The following is a 15,837-nucleotide window of genomic DNA, read 5'->3' on the forward strand; positions in this document are numbered from 1 at the left end:
ACGCTCACAATAATTTTACTGGCGAAGGTCAGATTCAGACGAAAAGGTCCGTTAATGAGCTGGATTGAAAAAATTCTAAATAAAAGCACTATCACAAGTTCACGTAAAGCCAATATCCCGGAAGGGGTTTGGACTAAATGTGATAGCTGTGGACAGGTACTCTATCGCGCAGAATTAGAGCGTAATTTAGAGGTTTGTCCTAAATGTGATCACCATATGCGCATTTCAGCGCGCCGTCGCCTTGAGACTTTCCTTGATACAGGAAGCACAACAGAATTAGGTAGCGAATTAGAACCTAAAGATATTCTGAAATTCCGCGACTCTAAAAAATATAAAGACAGAATTAGCGCTGCTCAAAAACAAACGCAAGAAAAAGATGCATTAGTTGTTATGAAAGGAACGCTAAAAAAGATGCCAGTTGTTGCTGCATCCTTTGAGTTTGCGTTTATGGGTGGTTCAATGGCTTCTGTTGTAGGGGCGCGTTTTGTTCGTGCTGTTGAACAAGCACTAGAAGATAACTGCCCATTAGTTTGCTTCTCTGCAAGTGGTGGCGCTCGTATGCAAGAAGCGCTGATGTCATTAATGCAAATGGCAAAAACCAGTGCAGCATTAGCAAAAATGCAGGAACGTGGCTTACCTTATATTTCTGTCATGACTGACCCTACAATGGGGGGCGTTTCTGCAAGTCTAGCGATGTTAGGTGATATCAATGTTGCTGAACCTAAAGCACTGATTGGTTTTGCAGGTCCTCGAGTTATTGAACAAACAGTACGTGAAAAGCTACCTGCTGGTTTCCAACGTAGTGAGTTCCTGCTAGAAAAAGGGGCGATTGATATGATTATTCGCCGCCCTGAAATGCGTGATGAACTAGCTGAATTACTGGCTAAGCTGACTCAGTATGATTTAGTCGAAGATGAAGATGAAATCATTAGTGAAGAAATGATTGCTGATGAAATTGAATCTACAGATAACGAGCCAGAAATTAACATCGAAACGAATAAAAAAGAAGATGTCTAATATCATAACTGCTCCTAAAGCCACATCGCCTTTGTCGGTGTGGCTTTCTTATCTTGAACATTTACACTCCAGCGCTATTGATATGGGGTTAGAACGAGTAGGCAAGGTAGGAAAAATATTAAATGTGTTACGTCCTGCACCTAAGGTAATCACTGTCTCAGGTACAAATGGAAAAGGCACAACCTGTCATATGCTCGAATCAATCTTGATGGCATCAGGATTGAAAGTCGGCGTTTATAGTTCCCCTCATCTTGTGCGTTATACAGAACGCGTTCGTATTCAAGGCAAAGAACTTTCCGAAGGTGCTTTTTGCGAAGTTTTTGCAGAAATTGAACAAGCTAGAGGCGATATTTCGCTGACTTTTTTTGAATATGGCACTCTGGCTGCGTTGAAGCTATTTCAACAAGCGCAACTTGATGTGGTTATTCTTGAGGTAGGATTAGGTGGCCGATTAGATGCGACGAATATCGTTGATGCAGATATTGCGGCTATCACTAGTATTGCACTCGATCATACGGATTGGTTAGGTGCAGATAGAGAACATATTGGTCACGAGAAAGCCGGTATTTTCCGTGCTAATCACTACGCTGTTGTGGGTGAACCGGATATGCCTCATTCCATAGCCCAAGTTGCCAATGAAAAACACGCTAAGCTTTTCCGTCGAGGAACGGATTGGTCTTTTGCTATTGAAGGTGAGCACTGGCATTGGCGTTGTGTTGACTGTGAATTTGATGCGTTACCCATCCCTAATATTCCGCTAGCCAATGCGGCGACAGCAATGGGAGTTATTCGTTGTTTGCTCAAATCTGATGACAAAGTCAGCCAAGCAATAACAGAACAAAGTATTGTCGACGGTATGTCTCGTGCACAATTACCGGGTCGTTTTCAGGTAATTTCGCAACATCCTCTGGTTATCTTTGATGTGGCACATAATCCTCATGCTGCAGGATATTTAGCGGAAAAATTATCACAATTACCACAAAAATCTGATACTCAGGTGCGTATTGTTGTTGGTATGCTGGGTGATAAAGATATTGCAGGAACATTAGCGTGCTTAACACCATTAGCTGATCATTGGTATGTCGCTCCACTTAATGAGTTTCGTGGTGCTTCTGCTGAGGTGTTAGCTCAGCATCTTGATAAGCCAATGGTATTCGATAGTGTTGAAAATGCATGGCAACAAGCAATCTCTGATGCTGCTCCTAATGATATTGTTGTGGTTTGTGGCTCATTTCATACAGTCGCACATATAATGGAACTTTTGGAAAAGGAGAGTGTGGGTGGCAAGTAAATTTCAAAATCGCTTAGTCGGCGCCGTTGTATTGGTGGCAGTAGGGGTTATTTTTTTACCTGCTCTACTCGACGGCGATAAGAAATATAACGAAGACCAGTTCGCCTCTATTCCTTTAGTACCTAAACCAGGCGATGAGCAAGAAATAGAATCTATCGCCCCGATAGAGCAAACCTCAGTGCCTTCTACTCCATCAGAAGGTGCATCTGAAGGTATGCTTTCTGAAGCAGTGACTGGCGTTGAGCAATCTACCGTTACAACACCTGAATCACCCGCTGTTGTACCTGTTACACCAGTAGAACCACCACAACAACCAACGCCTACACCAGAGCCTCCAACTGTGGTGACTCCACCCGTACAACCACCAACACCGCCAGTGCAAGAAACTAAGCCACCGAAAGGCGAAGCTTGGGTTGTTCAATTAGGTGCGTTGAAAAATGCGGCGAAGGTAGAAGAAATTATTGCGAAAATGCATTTCTCAGGTTATCCAGTATATACCATACCCGCCCGCCCAGTTGCAGGACAAGTGACTCGAATTTACATTGGCCCTAGCGCATCTAAGTCAGAATTACAGGCTATTTTGCCTCATTTAAAAGAGCTTACGGGTTTACAAGGTGAGGTAAGGGCATATAAGCCTTAATTTTTTCTAAACGAGTCATCAGATGAGTAATGTAACAAAGCGTTAACTTATTGCGGCGATTATGATTTTTCATATCGCCGTAAATTATTTTGAAATTAGCGAAAATTAGCATTACGCAAACGTTTTCGTTTTCTGTTAGAATGCTTCCGTATTAATGCGGAGCATCATTATTGGATAAAGAATTTATGGTCTGGATAGATTACGCCATCATTGCCATTATTGGTTTTTCCGCATTAGTCAGCCTGATCCGTGGCTTTGTTCGTGAAGCATTGTCACTCATCACCTGGGGTTGTGGTTTCTTTGTTGCTAGTCAGTTTTATCCTTATCTTGCCGTCTATTTTACCCGGTTTGAAGATGAGCTGGTTCGTAACGGGATTGCAATAGTCACGTTATTTATTGCGACACTGATTGTCGGTGCTGTTGTGAATTATGTGATTAGCTCTCTTGTTCAACGCACAGGGTTATCAGGTACAGATCGTGTATTGGGGGTCTGTTTCGGGGCTTTAAGAGGCGTGCTGATAGTTTCAGCATTACTTTTTGTTTTAGGCGCGTTTACGCCTATGGCAGATAGCGCTGATTGGCAACGTTCTGAGCTTATTCCTCAATTCAACCATATTATTAGGTGGTTCTTTGACTACCTACAAAATGCGTCAAGTTTCGTGTCGGAGAGAATATAACCTCTCCGTCTGGCTGATGAGGATCTATTCATGTGCGGTATTGTCGGTATCGCTGGAGCTAATCCAGTAAACCAATCAATTTATGATGCGTTAACGGTGTTACAACACCGAGGTCAAGATGCAGCAGGCATTGCAACGATAGACGGTAACAATGGTTTCCGTCTTCGCAAAGCAAACGGACTGGTTAAAGATGTGTTCGAAACCCGTCATATGTTGCGTTTAAAAGGTACTATCGGGATAGGGCATGTCCGTTACCCAACAGCGGGTAGTTCTAGTGCATCAGAAGCGCAGCCTTTTTATGTGAATTCCCCTTTTGGTATTACGTTGGCGCATAATGGTAATTTAACCAATGCGCATTTATTACGTCGCCAATTATTTGAAACAGCGCGTCGCCATATCAATACCACCTCTGATTCTGAAATCCTGCTCAATGTATTGGCATATGAATTAGACCGTTTTGACCATTTCCCGCTTGAGCCTGATAATATTTTTGCAGCCGTTGCGGCAATGCATAAAAAACTCCGCGGTGCTTATGCTTGTGTTGCTTTGATTATCGGCCATGGTTTACTGGCTTTTCGTGATCCCTTTGGTATCCGTCCTTTAGTATTGGGTAAACGCACCTTAGAAGATGGCCGCCATGAATATATGGTCGCATCTGAAAGTGTTGCGCTTGATACTTTAGGTTTTGAATTCTTGCGTGATGTTGCACCGGGTGAGGCGATTTATATCACAGAGCAAGGGCAACTCTTTACTCGCCAATGTGCCGAAAATCCGCAATTAATTCCTTGTTTATTTGAGTATGTTTATTTTGCTCGTCCTGATTCGTTTATCGATAAAATTTCAGTTTATAATGCACGTTTACGTATGGGGCAGAAATTAGGCGCTAAAATTGCCAAAGAGTGGGATGATTTACACATTGATGTTGTGATCCCCATTCCTGAAACATCTTGCGATATAGCCTTAGAAATTGCGCATATTCTCAACAAACCTTATCGCCAAGGTTTTGTCAAGAATCGCTACGTTGGTCGTACTTTTATTATGCCTGGTCAGCAAGAGCGTCGTAAGTCAGTGAGACGTAAATTGAATGCAAATCGTGCAGAGTTTCGTGATAAAAATGTTCTGCTGATTGATGATTCCATTGTACGTGGCACCACATCAGAGCAAATCGTCGAACTCGCAAGAGAAGCGGGTGCGAAGAAAGTCTATTTTGCCTCAGCAGCGCCAGAAGTTCGCTTCCCGAATGTGTATGGTATTGATATGCCAAATGCCAATGAGCTTATTGCCCATGGACGTGAAGTGGATGAAATTCGTAAATTAATTGGTGCTGATGGACTTATTTTCCAAGATCTCACTGATTTAATCGCTGCGGTACAAGAAGAGAATCCTGATATCAATCAGTTTGAATGCTCTGTATTTGATGGTGTTTATGTTACGAAAGATATCGACCAAGATTACTTGGATTATTTAGAAAATCTACGTCGAGATGATGAACATAAAATTCGTGATCAGAATGAAATAGAAAATTTGGAAATCTATAACGAAGGCTAATTTTTCGGTAAGATATCTCCCTTATAAAGCGTCGATGTCAGTGTGTTCTGCATCGACGCTTGTTTTTTGAGGGTTAATCATCATAATGATTAACAAAGATATATATTCTGAGGATTATAATGAAAAAGCTGATAGTTGGGCTAACCGGCGCCAGTGGTGCAATTTACGGTATACGTTTATTAGAGATACTAAAATCAGTGCCGTCAGTTGAAACCCATCTAGTGATTAGCCAAGCTGCACGCCGTACTATTTCATTAGAAACCGATTATTCGCTAAAAGATATTCATGCTTTAGCGGATGTGATTTATGACGATCGTGATATTGGTGCATCTATCTCTTCTGGCTCATTTCGTGTCAATGGAATGGTCATATTACCTTGTTCTATCAAAAGTTTGTCAGGTATTGTTCATAGTTATACCGATACCTTAGTCACTCGTGCTGCGGATGTCGTACTTAAAGAAGGGCGTAAACTAGTCTTATGTGTGCGTGAAACACCGCTTCATTTAGGGCATTTACGATTGATGACACAAGCATCTGAACTAGGTGCAGTGATTATGCCACCGGTTCCAGCTTTCTATTTTCAGCCTAAAACTATTGATGATATTATTAATCAAACAGTTAATCGTGTGCTTGATCAATTTGAGATTGATTTACCTGATGATTTATTTCAACGGTGGGAAGGGGATAAACCTGCTCGCTAAAGATATTCATCATACTTCAAGGTGCAACGTAGTCAACAACGTTGCATCTTGAATTATTTAGAGTATTTATTCCAACTGATTGAGAATAGAAAAAGAGATTATTTTCCTGTGGTAATAATATCTTTTAATGCCTCTTCTAAGTGTGGGTAACGAAATTCAAAGCCAGCACTGAGTAATTTTTCAGGTATAGCTTGTTGCCCGCCTAATACCAATGTAGCGCTTTCTCCCATCACTAGACGTAATACACTTTCAGGAACTGTCATTAAGGCTGGGCGATTAAAAACTTTTCCTAATAGGCGAGTAAATTCTTTATTTTGTACTGGGTTAGGTGCTGTTAAGTTAAAAGCGCCTTTAGCATCTTGGGTATTAAGCAAGAAAATAATTGCACTGACCATATCATCAATATGGATCCACGGCATATATTGTTTTCCATTTCCCAATTTGCCTCCTAATCCTAATTTAAAGGGTTTACTCATTTTAGGTAGTGCGCCACCGAGAGTTGAAAGTACAATCCCTGTACGCAACAAGCAAACTCGAGTTAATGGTGTTTGAGCTTCAAGTGCAATGCGTTCCCATTTAGCACAAAGTTCATGTGTAAATTCAGGATTTGCAGGCGTCTCTTCTGTGACTCGAGTATCACCTTGATCACCATAAAAACCTACGGCGGAGCCAGAAATAAAAACAGCGGGTGGGGAGTCGCTAGCATTAATCAAATCAACCAATTTCTGGGTTAAATGACAACGACTATTAATCAGTTTCTGTTTTTGAGAGGGTGTCCAACGTTTATCAGCAATAGGCTCTCCAGCAAGATTAATGACGGCATCAAACTCATTAAGATCCTGTTTATCGTTGAGTTGAGTCCAGCAGGTGATTTCATTACAAAAATGCGAATAAACTTTTTGAGGCGAACGAGAAAGCACCGTAATATCATTCTTGGCGAGTGCTAGCTCACAAACTAATGCTTTGCCTATTAATCCTGTACCACCAGTGATAAGTATTTTCATCACAATCCTCCTGATCTGCTTGCTTGATAAAGAATAAATATCATCCTGATATATGAATTGCTTATGTTAACCAAAGATTTTTTTCGTTGCTGGGCGCTGATTAATGTTGTTTAGCCATTTAGCAATTGCTGGATAATTTGTTAAATCAATATTGTGGTGATCGTGCAAACGAGCCCATGTATATGTAGCGATATCCGCAATGCTGTACTCTTCTCCACCAAGATAAGGTGATTGTGCTAATCGTTTCTCTAATACGCTATATAGACGCTGTGTTTCTTCAGTATAACGCTTAATGGCATAAGGGACTTTTTCTGTGGCATAACGGGTGAAGTGGTGATTTTGTCCCAACATCGGACCAAACCCACCTACTTGCCAAAACAACCATTGTAGTTGCGTTGTTTTTTCTCGTAAATGTTGACTGAGTAGTTTGCCACTTTTTTCAGCTAGATAGATAAGAATAGCACCTGATTCAAAAATAGAGATAGGTTCACCTCCATCAATAGGTGAGTTATCTATAATTGCGGGAATTTTATTATTGGGTGAAATGGCTAAAAATTCAGGTTTAAATTGATCGCCTTTACTAATATCGATGCGATGTAACTGATAAGGTATGCCTGTTTCTTCAAGAAAAAGCGTTATTTTTTGGCCATTTGGGGTATCTGCATAATATAAATCAATCATAAAAGCTCCAAAATAAAGTAGGCACTAAATACACAACATAATCACAGTCTGCCTTTTAACATCATAAAAAGCAAAAAAGTGCAAGATGGATAAAATAAGTCACGTATGATTATTGTAGTGGTGAAAAATAGTGATTTTGGTATATTCAGGATAAAAATTACGATCGTTTAGTATCGGTTAAAAAAGGTTTGTTGAGGATGGAACAAGAAAAGACGGCATTGGTTGAATGGGTTGATATTGTTGATGATAAAAATGAAGTCGTTGCACAAGCAACACGTCAACAAATGCGAGCTGAAAACCTAAGACATAGAGCAACTTATATCGTTGTTCATGATGGAATGGGGAAGATCTTGGCGCAGCGTCGAACTGAAACAAAAGATTTTTACCCTGGTTGGTTAGATGCGACTGCGGGTGGTGTGGTTCAACAAGGTGAGAATTTACTTGAAAGTGCGCGTCGTGAAGCAGAAGAAGAGCTAGGTATTGCTGGAGTCCCTTTTGCTGAGCATGGTCAATTTTATTATGATGATGAAAGTTGTCGTGTCTGGGGAAGCTTGTTTAGTTGTGTTTCTCATGGACCTTTCGCACTACAAGCAGAAGAAATTGAGGAAGTGTGTTGGTTAACTCCCTCTGAAATTACTGAGCGCTGTGATGAATTCACGCCTGATTCATTAAAAGCCCTTTCTCTTTGGTTAACACGTAATAACAGTACACGCCTAGAAAGTAGAGAAACCGTAGACTAAGGGGTGCTTTGTCCTAGCTCAAATCGATATGCATAGTTGATAACGGTATCTTCAAATATAGCGTTATCATCTTCGTCTCTTAAACGTTGTAAAAGTGCTATCAGATGTTTTCCTGCCTCTTTTCCCATTTTGTGATAATCAAAACGAATTGTTGTGAGAGAAGGGGAGATCTGATCGCTATTTTCTGAGCCTTCTAAACACGCGATAGCCAGATCTTGTGGGATCTTAATTAATCGACGTTGACACTCAAAAATCATACCTAGTGCAATACTCTCATGACTACAAATAACCGCATCTAGTTCAGGTTGGCGCAATAAAATTTCTGTTAACGCTTGCCGACCGTATGCCATAGACGCGGGATCAGGCGTAGTGACACTTTGCTCAGCATTTAAATAATTTTTGAGTAATGCGCGTGACCAACCTGTTATTTGCTGATGATGCAGGCGCTGGCCTTGTAACGCACCAATATAGCCAATACAACGCTTTCCTTGGGAGACTAAATGGTTTGTTAAATCATATGCGGCTTGCTCATAAGAACAATCAATACTAATAGCCGCTTGTTCGTCTGATTGACTGGCAACACTGACAACGGGCACATTGGCATTACTGATATGTAAAAAATGAGTTGGGCTAAGCTGTGAACCAAAAGCAACTAATGCAGCAGGATTACTTTGCAATAGCATATTAATCACATCATTGGCTTTATGAGGTTGATGCTCATAGCAACCAACTAAAATTTGATACTGATGGCGATTGAGTATTTGTTGTAAAGATTGCATAAAATCTGCACTTGCTCTATCTGTAAAAGAGGGCAACAGGACAGCAATAATATGACTTTGTGCTGAAGCTAAAGCACCGGCCGAGGCATTAGGAATATAACCAAGTTCTTCTACGGCTAGATTAACTTTCTCTCTTAACTTATCAGAAACGAGTTCAGGGGTTCGTAATGCACGCGAAACGGTCATTGAACCGACTCCAGCGTGTTTAGCGACATCTTGTAATGTGACGCGGCCTGTATTTCGGCGCTTACGTGTTTTGATCATGTGTAATTATGCTTGCTTAGCCTATTTGATTAACGGCAGATCCTACCTGAAATCTTCCTATTATGCTGAAACAATACAGTGTCAATAGTTGGCATTTTCTGCAATTAACATTTCATTAAAATGATAGCGCTATCACAATTACGAATGATCTATCTAGATAGCGCTACCATTAATGATTACTATCCTTAATAACGAAGCTCAAAGAGAGTCTGATCGAGGTTATAAATATGCTTAAAACGTTATTAACACCGGATATGGTGCAAGTGGTGCCAAACGTTAGTGATTGGCGAGAGGCTGTAAAAGTGGCGTGCCAGCCATTAATTGATAAAGGCTATATTGAACCTCGTTATATCGATGCAATTTACAAATCACACGAGAAAATAGGGCCATATTATGTATTAGGTCCTGGGATTGCGATGCCTCATGCGCGCCCCGAAGATGGTGTTAATCAACTTTCGCTTGCTTTAACTATTGTTGAGCAAGGGGTTGAGTTTGGTGCAGACGAAAACGATCCGGTGAAATTACTGATTGTTTTGGCTGCAACAGATAACGACAGCCATATTAATGCCATTATGAAATTAGCCGAACTTTTTGATAACGATACAGATATTCAAAAGTTATTTAATGCGAAAAGCAAAGTGGATGTCTTATCTGTTATCAACAACTATTAATAACAATTTAAATTACCAAGGGGAATATCATGAAAATTACTGTTGTGTGTGGAAATGGTTTAGGTAGTAGCTTAATGATGGAAATGAGCATCAAAAGCATTTTAAAAGATCTTTCTGTAAATGCTGAAGTTGATCACGTTGATCTGGGGTCAGCAAAAGGTACACCAAGTGATATCTATGTAGGTACACGCGATATTGCAGAACAACTTAATTCACAAGCAGTAAATGGGAAAGTTGTTTCACTGGATAACATGATTGATAAAGTAGCGATGAAAGAGAAGCTTTCAGTCGCGTTACGTGAATTAGGCGCGTTATAAGGAGCCTATCATGGACTTTTTCCGCTTTCTAATGAGTGATGTGCTTTCAGAGCCTGCTATTTTAGTTGGTTTGATCGCATTAATTGGTTTAATTGCCCAAAAAAAACCAGTTACAGAATGTATTAAAGGTACCGTAAAAACCATTATGGGTTTTGTGATTTTAGGTGCTGGCGCTGGTCTTGTCATTAACTCACTGGGTGATTTCTCAACGATTTTCCAACATGCATTCGGTATTCAAGGCGTTGTGCCTAATAATGAGGCAATTGTCTCTATTGCACAAAAAAGCTTTGGTAAAGAGATGGCATTAATCATGTTTTTTGCCATGTTGATTAATATCTTAATTGCACGTTTAACGCCGTGGAAATTTATTTTCTTAACAGGTCACCATACATTATTTATGTCGATGATGGTGGCGGTTATTTTGGCAACTGCGGGCTTAGAAGGCACAGTGTTAGTTACGGTAGGTTCATTAGTTGTTGGGATTTCAATGGTATTTTTCCCAGCCATTGCACATCCTTATATGAAAAAAATTACTGGCTCTGATGATGTTGCATTAGGACACTTTTCCACTATTTCTTATGTCGTTGCCGGCTTTATCGGCAGTAAATTTGGTAATAAAGAGCATTCAACTGAAGAGATGAATGTTCCTAAAAGCCTACTATTTTTACGTGATACACCCGTTGCCATTGCTTTCACTATGGGAATTATTTTTATCATTACCTGTTTATTTGCGGGCGATACTTTTGTTCGTGAAGTCAGTGGTGGTAAAAACTGGTTTATGTTCTCATTGATGCAATCGATAACCTTTGCAGCAGGGGTTTATATTATTCTGCAAGGTGTACGTATGGTTATTGCTGAAATTGTTCCTGCATTTAAAGGTATTTCAGATAAATTAGTTCCTAATGCAAAACCAGCGTTAGATTGCCCAGTCGTATTCCCTTATGCACCAAATGCCGTATTAGTCGGTTTTTTAAGTAGCTTTGCGGCGGGTGTTATTGGCATGTTTATTCTGTATGCCTTAGATTGGACAGTGATCATTCCGGGGGTTGTTCCTCATTTCTTTGTGGGCGCCACCGCAGGGGTATTTGGTAATGCAACCGGTGGACGTCGCGGTGCAATTTTAGGTGCTTTTGTTCAAGGTTTATTGATTACATTTTTACCTGTATTCCTATTACCTGTACTTGGAGATATCGGTATTGCTAACACCACATTTAGTGATGCAGACTTTGGTGTTATCGGTATTCTGTTAGGTATTATTGTTCGCTGATTGTTTTAAGAATTAAGATACATCAACGCCTCATTGAAATTAATTCACTGGGGCGTTTTTTTATATGAATTTATATGTTTATTTTATGAATAACAATGCTATTATCCTGAGTGAATATTCACATTGTGTATATTTTCGTACCTAATTATAAAAATAGGTTTAACATCACAATCACTAAGGAAAAAGAAGATGTCTTTCGGTATTCGATATCTTGCGTTGTTACCACTTTTTGTTATCACTGCTTGTCAACAACCCGTTAATCACAATCCACCAGTGGCTCAAACTGCTCAAGTTCAGCCTGCAATCGTGAATAACTCATGGATTGAAATCTCACGTAGTGCGCTCGATTTTAATGTGAAAAAAGTTCAATCACTTTTAGGTGATAAATCCTCACTTTGTGCCATTTTAAAAGGCGATGCATATGGTCATGATTTATCATTAGTTGCACCGGTTATGATTGAAAACAATGTGCAATGTATTGGTGTAACGAATAACCAAGAGCTAAAAGAAGTTCGTGATCTAGGATTTCATGGTCGTTTAATGCGAGTACGTAATGCTACAGAGCAGGAAATGGCTCAGGCGACAAGCTATAACGTAGAAGAATTAATTGGTAACTTAGATATGGCTAAGAAATTAGATGCCATTGCTAAACAGCAAAATAAAGTGATCCCTATTCATCTTGCCTTAAATTCAGGTGGAATGTCTCGTAATGGCTTAGAGGTCAATAACAAAGCAGGGCTTGAAGAGGCGAAACAAATTGCTCAATTAGCTAACCTTAAAGTGGTTGGCATTATGTCTCATTATCCTGAAGAAGATGCTGATAAAGTAAGAGAAGATCTCGCTCGTTTTAAACAGCAATCACAAAAGGTATTGGATGTTACAGGGCTAAATCCTAAAGAGGTTACTCTGCATATGGCAAATACTTTTGCCACAATTACCGTACCTGGATCCTGGTTAGATATGGTGCGTGTAGGCGGAATTTTCTATGGCGATACTATTGCAAGTACAGATTACAAACGCGTAATGACGTTTAAATCCAGCATTGCTTCAATCAATTATTATCCTAAAGGCAATACTGTTGGTTATGATCGCACTTACACACTAAAACGTGATTCAGTATTAGCTAATATTCCTGTCGGTTATGCAGATGGTTATCGTCGAGTTTTTAGTAATGCGGGACATGCTTTAATTGGTGGCCAACGTGTACCTGTTTTAGGTAAAACGTCAATGAATGCGGTGATTGTTGATATTACCGATCTTAAAAATATCAAATCAGGGGATGAAGTCGTGTTCTTTGGTAAGCAAGGTAATGCAGAGATCACGGCTGAAGAGATTGAAGATATTAGTGGTGCGCTGTTTACAGAGATGTCGATTTTGTGGGGAGCGACAAATCAGCGTGTATTGGTGGATTAAAGTAGGGTGCTTGTGATCACCAATAGTAACAACTTTTGAGAGAAATTGTGGGGGAAATTCCCCCACAAAACTATTTATCGCAAGATAAAATAGCTTGAACTACGGTGTCGCCACTACTGATATTAAAAGAACATAATCTTTCATGTTTCAGTAAAGCAAAACACAAAACTGTAATACATACAGTAATCAGCCCTAATAGGGCAAGCTTAGTCATTTCTCTTGACACTCCTTTATAAAGGAGACAGAATCAAGTTGTGTGGTTTTGAGACTGCCTCGGATTTTAGTAAATTAAAATTCGGGGCTTTCGTCTTTTTGGCTCCTGCAAATGCTTGAACCAAAATGATCCAAGCACCCGCCTGCATACTAACAGAAATTCATCTCATTCCTATCTTTTTTTGAATAACAAAGACATAAATAAACAATTAAAATCAATGTGTTAATTGTTTTTATATCGAGTGTTTATATGTGTGGTTTTATTTGACACTCCTTTATAAAGGAGACAGAATCAAGTTGTCTGTTTTGAGACTGCCTCGGATTTTCGTTGAATAAAAAATCTGTAGAATAAAAAACGCCAGATGAAATCAATCATCTGGCGTTTTTCTATTTGAAGCGAACTTCAATAATTATGCGTTTTCTTGTTGGCTTGCTTGAATAGCTGTCAACGCAACGGTGTAGACGATATCGTCTACTAATGCACCACGAGAAAGGTCATTCACTGGTTTACGCATACCTTGTAACATTGGTCCGATTGAAACCAAGTCAGCTGAACGTTGTACCGCTTTATAAGTGGTGTTACCGGTGTTCAGATCAGGGAAGATAAACACAGTTGCTTTACCTGCAACTGGTGAGTTTGGTGCTTTAGATTTAGCAACATCAGCCATAACAGCTGCGTCGTATTGTAAAGGACCATCAATCATCAGATCAGGGCGTTTTTCTTGTGCTAAACGTGTCGCTTCACGAACTTTCTCTACATCGCTACCTGCACCAGAGTTACCAGTAGAATAAGAGATCATCGCAACGCGTGGGTCGATACCGAATGCAATTGCAGAGTCTGCAGATTGAATTGCGATTTCAGCCAGTTGTTCTGCTGTTGGATCTGGGTTAATTGCACAGTCACCATAAACATAAACTTGTTCAGGTAACAGCATAAAGAACACAGAAGACACTAATGAGCTACCTGGTGCAGTTTTGATTAACTGTAATGGTGGGCGAATAGTGTTAGCAGTTGTATGAACAGCACCAGAAACTAGGCCGTCTACTTCGCCTTTTTCTAGCATTAATGTGCCGAGAACAACGTTATCTTCTAATTGTTCACGAGCAACAACTTCTGTCATACCTTTATTTTTGCGTAGTTCAACTAAGCGAGGTACATAGATTTCACGTACTTCTTTAGGATTGACTAACTCAATACCTGTGCCTAATTCAACACCTTGTGCAGTTGCTACGCGACGAATTTCTTCAGGATCACCTAACAGTACGCAAGTCGCGATACCACGATCAGCACAAATTGCGGCGGCTTTAACAGTACGTGGCTCATCACCTTCTGGTAAAACAATACGTTTTTTCGCTTTACGTGCTAATTCTGTTAATTGATAACGGAATGCTGGTGGTGATAAACGGTTAGGGCGTTCAGAGTTAGCGGTCAGTGAATCAATCCATTGTGTATTGATATGTTGAGCAACGTAGTTCTGAATTTTTTCAATACGTTCATGGTCATCAGCAGGCACTTCTAAGCTAAAGCTTTGCAGATTTAAAGAGGTCTGCCAAGTGTTCGCATTAACCATAAAGATTGGTAAACCAGTTTCGAATGCACGTTCACAAAGTTGTTTGATAGGCGCATCGATTTGGTAGCCACCTGTTAGTAGAATTGCACCAATTTCAACGCCATTCATTGCAGCAAGGCACGCTGAAACTAATACATCTGGGCGATCCGCTGAAGTCACTAAAAGTGAACCTGGACGGAAGTGCTCTAACATGTGTGGAATACTGCGGGCACAGAAAGTGACAGACTTAATACGACGAGTTTCAATATCGCCTTTATTGACGATAGTCGCATTTAAGTGTTTTGCCATATCTGTTGCACGAGTAGCGATTAAATCGAAGTTCCATGGAATGCAACCCAGTAAAGGCAGTGGGCTGTTTTTTTCGATGGTTTTTAAATCGACATTAGAGATAATCGCTTTACTTGAATCATCAAAGATTTCAGATAAGTCAGGGCGAGTACGGCCTTGATCATCAACAGGTGCATTTAGTTTGTTAACAATAACACCGGTGATATTTTGGTTTTTTACACCGCCGAATTCAGCACGCGCAAATTCGATACGCTCTTTTAGCTGTTCAACCGTGTTGTTACCTAGCGCAGTAACAAAAACAATTTCAGCACCTAATGTTTTTGCAATTTCATAGTTTAATGATTGTGCAAAAGGGTGCTTACGCATAGGTACCAGGCCTTCGATGAGAACAACTTCTGCATCAGTGGTATTTTCATGGTATCTAGCAACAATTTCTTCCATCAAAACATCTTTTTGGTTTGAGCTGAGTAGAGACTCAACATAATCCATGTTTAAAGGTTCTGATGATTGAATAGTGGAGTGAGAGCGGATAATCGCAGTTGTCTGATCTAAAGCGCCTTTTACACGAGGTTGTGCAATTGGTTTGAACACGCTAAGGCGAACGCCTTTTTGTTCCATAGAACGGATAACACCCAAGCTGACGCTGGTTAAACCTACGCGTGTATCAGTTGGGACTAACATAATTGTACGGGACACGGAAACCTCTTTAAATATCGGTTGCTCGTTATGTAAAACAGTACTGCCAGCATGACACT

Annotated in this window: 16 protein-coding genes; 11 read left to right on the top strand and 5 right to left on the bottom strand. The window is 40.1% G+C overall.

From position 1 onward, the window contains the following. The first annotated feature begins 54 nt into the window (after positions 1 to 54). From accD to DK861_RS09160, 6 genes are all read left to right on the top strand, one after another. The gene (gene accD, locus DK861_RS09135) at positions 55 to 1,017 is read left to right on the top strand and encodes an acetyl-CoA carboxylase, carboxyltransferase subunit beta (protein WP_072063195.1); all 963 of its coding nucleotides are present in this window, start codon (positions 55 to 57) and stop codon (positions 1,015 to 1,017) included. After that, positions 1,010 to 2,308, top strand: coding sequence for a bifunctional tetrahydrofolate synthase/dihydrofolate synthase (gene folC, locus DK861_RS09140; RefSeq protein WP_109399884.1), 1,299 nt, complete (start codon positions 1,010 to 1,012; stop codon positions 2,306 to 2,308). The genes accD and folC overlap by 8 nt, the downstream gene beginning before the upstream one ends. Beyond that, on the top strand, positions 2,298 to 2,948 hold the full coding sequence (gene dedD / locus DK861_RS09145; protein ID WP_109399885.1) for a cell division protein DedD: 651 nt from the start codon (positions 2,298 to 2,300) through the stop codon (positions 2,946 to 2,948). Before folC ends, dedD begins: the two co-directional genes overlap by 11 nt. A gap of 185 nt (positions 2,949 to 3,133) precedes the next feature. Then, positions 3,134 to 3,625: a colicin V production protein gene (gene cvpA / locus DK861_RS09150; protein ID WP_023581692.1), complete on the top strand. Its 492-nt coding sequence runs from the start codon at positions 3,134 to 3,136 to the stop codon at positions 3,623 to 3,625. 30 nt (positions 3,626 to 3,655) lie between these two features. Next, the gene (purF, locus tag DK861_RS09155; protein WP_072063192.1) at positions 3,656 to 5,173 is read left to right on the top strand and encodes an amidophosphoribosyltransferase; all 1,518 of its coding nucleotides are present in this window, start codon (positions 3,656 to 3,658) and stop codon (positions 5,171 to 5,173) included. Between the two features lie 119 nt (positions 5,174 to 5,292). Next, on the top strand, positions 5,293 to 5,874 hold the full coding sequence (locus tag DK861_RS09160) for a UbiX family flavin prenyltransferase (RefSeq protein ID WP_109399886.1): 582 nt from the start codon (positions 5,293 to 5,295) through the stop codon (positions 5,872 to 5,874). A 98-nt stretch (positions 5,875 to 5,972) separates the two neighbouring features. On the opposite strand, the gene DK861_RS09165 is transcribed toward DK861_RS09160, so the two are convergent. Both DK861_RS09165 and DK861_RS09170 read right to left on the bottom strand, forming a co-directional pair. Next, positions 5,973 to 6,878 (bottom strand): TIGR01777 family oxidoreductase, encoded by a 906-nt coding sequence (locus DK861_RS09165; RefSeq protein ID WP_109399887.1) that lies wholly within the window; start codon positions 6,876 to 6,878, stop codon positions 5,973 to 5,975. Between the two features lie 66 nt (positions 6,879 to 6,944). Further along, complete coding sequence (locus DK861_RS09170) at positions 6,945 to 7,559, bottom strand: glutathione binding-like protein (protein ID WP_109399888.1); 615 nt, start codon at positions 7,557 to 7,559, stop codon at positions 6,945 to 6,947. Between the two features lie 197 nt (positions 7,560 to 7,756). Between DK861_RS09170 and yfcD the strand changes: the two genes are divergently transcribed. Next, positions 7,757 to 8,299, top strand: a complete 543-nt coding sequence (yfcD, locus tag DK861_RS09175) for an NUDIX hydrolase YfcD (protein WP_072063189.1) — start codon at positions 7,757 to 7,759, stop codon at positions 8,297 to 8,299. On the opposite strand, the gene DK861_RS09180 is transcribed toward yfcD, so the two are convergent. After that, entirely contained in the window at positions 8,296 to 9,342 is a 1,047-nt protein-coding gene (locus tag DK861_RS09180; protein ID WP_006533330.1) for a LacI family DNA-binding transcriptional regulator, read from the bottom strand. The genes yfcD and DK861_RS09180 overlap by 4 nt on opposite strands. A 227-nt stretch (positions 9,343 to 9,569) precedes the next feature. Here DK861_RS09180 and DK861_RS09185 point away from each other — a divergent pair, with 227 nt between their 5' ends. The 4 genes from DK861_RS09185 (at position 9,570) to alr (ending at position 13,010) form a co-directional block, all read left to right on the top strand. Then, entirely contained in the window at positions 9,570 to 10,013 is a 444-nt protein-coding gene (locus DK861_RS09185; RefSeq protein ID WP_006533329.1) for a PTS sugar transporter subunit IIA, read from the top strand. A gap of 29 nt (positions 10,014 to 10,042) precedes the next feature. Next, the gene (locus DK861_RS09190) at positions 10,043 to 10,330 is read left to right on the top strand and encodes a PTS sugar transporter subunit IIB (RefSeq protein ID WP_069367973.1); all 288 of its coding nucleotides are present in this window, start codon (positions 10,043 to 10,045) and stop codon (positions 10,328 to 10,330) included. 10 nt (positions 10,331 to 10,340) lie between these two features. Further along, positions 10,341 to 11,597, top strand: a complete 1,257-nt coding sequence (locus tag DK861_RS09195; protein WP_109399889.1) for a PTS ascorbate transporter subunit IIC — start codon at positions 10,341 to 10,343, stop codon at positions 11,595 to 11,597. Positions 11,598 to 11,786: 189 nt separating this feature from the next. Further along, on the top strand, positions 11,787 to 13,010 hold the full coding sequence (alr, locus tag DK861_RS09200) for an alanine racemase (protein ID WP_109399890.1): 1,224 nt from the start codon (positions 11,787 to 11,789) through the stop codon (positions 13,008 to 13,010). 70 nt (positions 13,011 to 13,080) lie between these two features. On the opposite strand, the gene DK861_RS09205 is transcribed toward alr, so the two are convergent. Then, the gene (locus DK861_RS09205) at positions 13,081 to 13,224 is read right to left on the bottom strand and encodes a Hok/Gef family protein (RefSeq protein ID WP_072063187.1); all 144 of its coding nucleotides are present in this window, start codon (positions 13,222 to 13,224) and stop codon (positions 13,081 to 13,083) included. Positions 13,225 to 13,633: 409 nt separating this feature from the next. Then, positions 13,634 to 15,778: a phosphate acetyltransferase gene (pta, locus tag DK861_RS09210; protein ID WP_072063186.1), complete on the bottom strand. Its 2,145-nt coding sequence runs from the start codon at positions 15,776 to 15,778 to the stop codon at positions 13,634 to 13,636. Positions 15,779 to 15,837: the final 59 nt, after the last annotated feature.

Source organism: Proteus sp. TJ1640, from assembly GCF_003144445.1.
Lineage (GTDB): Bacteria > Pseudomonadota > Gammaproteobacteria > Enterobacterales > Enterobacteriaceae > Proteus > Proteus penneri.

Bases quoted from the DNA above. Each gene is read 5' to 3' on its own strand.
- accD (WP_072063195.1), top strand. From the start codon at position 55: ATGAGCTGGATTGAAAAAATTCTAAATAAAAGCACTATCACAAGTTCA.
- folC (WP_109399884.1), top strand. From the start codon at position 1,010: ATGTCTAATATCATAACTGCTCCTAAAGCCACATCGCCTTTGTCGGTG.
- cvpA (WP_023581692.1), top strand. From the start codon at position 3,134: ATGGTCTGGATAGATTACGCCATCATTGCCATTATTGGTTTTTCCGCA.
- purF (WP_072063192.1), top strand. From the start codon at position 3,656: ATGTGCGGTATTGTCGGTATCGCTGGAGCTAATCCAGTAAACCAATCA.
- DK861_RS09160 (WP_109399886.1), top strand. From the start codon at position 5,293: ATGAAAAAGCTGATAGTTGGGCTAACCGGCGCCAGTGGTGCAATTTAC.
- DK861_RS09165 (WP_109399887.1), bottom strand. From the start codon at position 6,878: ATGAAAATACTTATCACTGGTGGTACAGGATTAATAGGCAAAGCATTA.
- DK861_RS09170 (WP_109399888.1), bottom strand. From the start codon at position 7,559: ATGATTGATTTATATTATGCAGATACCCCAAATGGCCAAAAAATAACG.
- yfcD (WP_072063189.1), top strand. From the start codon at position 7,757: ATGGAACAAGAAAAGACGGCATTGGTTGAATGGGTTGATATTGTTGAT.
- DK861_RS09180 (WP_006533330.1), bottom strand. From the start codon at position 9,342: ATGATCAAAACACGTAAGCGCCGAAATACAGGCCGCGTCACATTACAA.
- DK861_RS09185 (WP_006533329.1), top strand. From the start codon at position 9,570: ATGCTTAAAACGTTATTAACACCGGATATGGTGCAAGTGGTGCCAAAC.
- DK861_RS09190 (WP_069367973.1), top strand. From the start codon at position 10,043: ATGAAAATTACTGTTGTGTGTGGAAATGGTTTAGGTAGTAGCTTAATG.
- DK861_RS09195 (WP_109399889.1), top strand. From the start codon at position 10,341: ATGGACTTTTTCCGCTTTCTAATGAGTGATGTGCTTTCAGAGCCTGCT.
- alr (WP_109399890.1), top strand. From the start codon at position 11,787: ATGTCTTTCGGTATTCGATATCTTGCGTTGTTACCACTTTTTGTTATC.
- DK861_RS09205 (WP_072063187.1), bottom strand. From the start codon at position 13,224: ATGACTAAGCTTGCCCTATTAGGGCTGATTACTGTATGTATTACAGTT.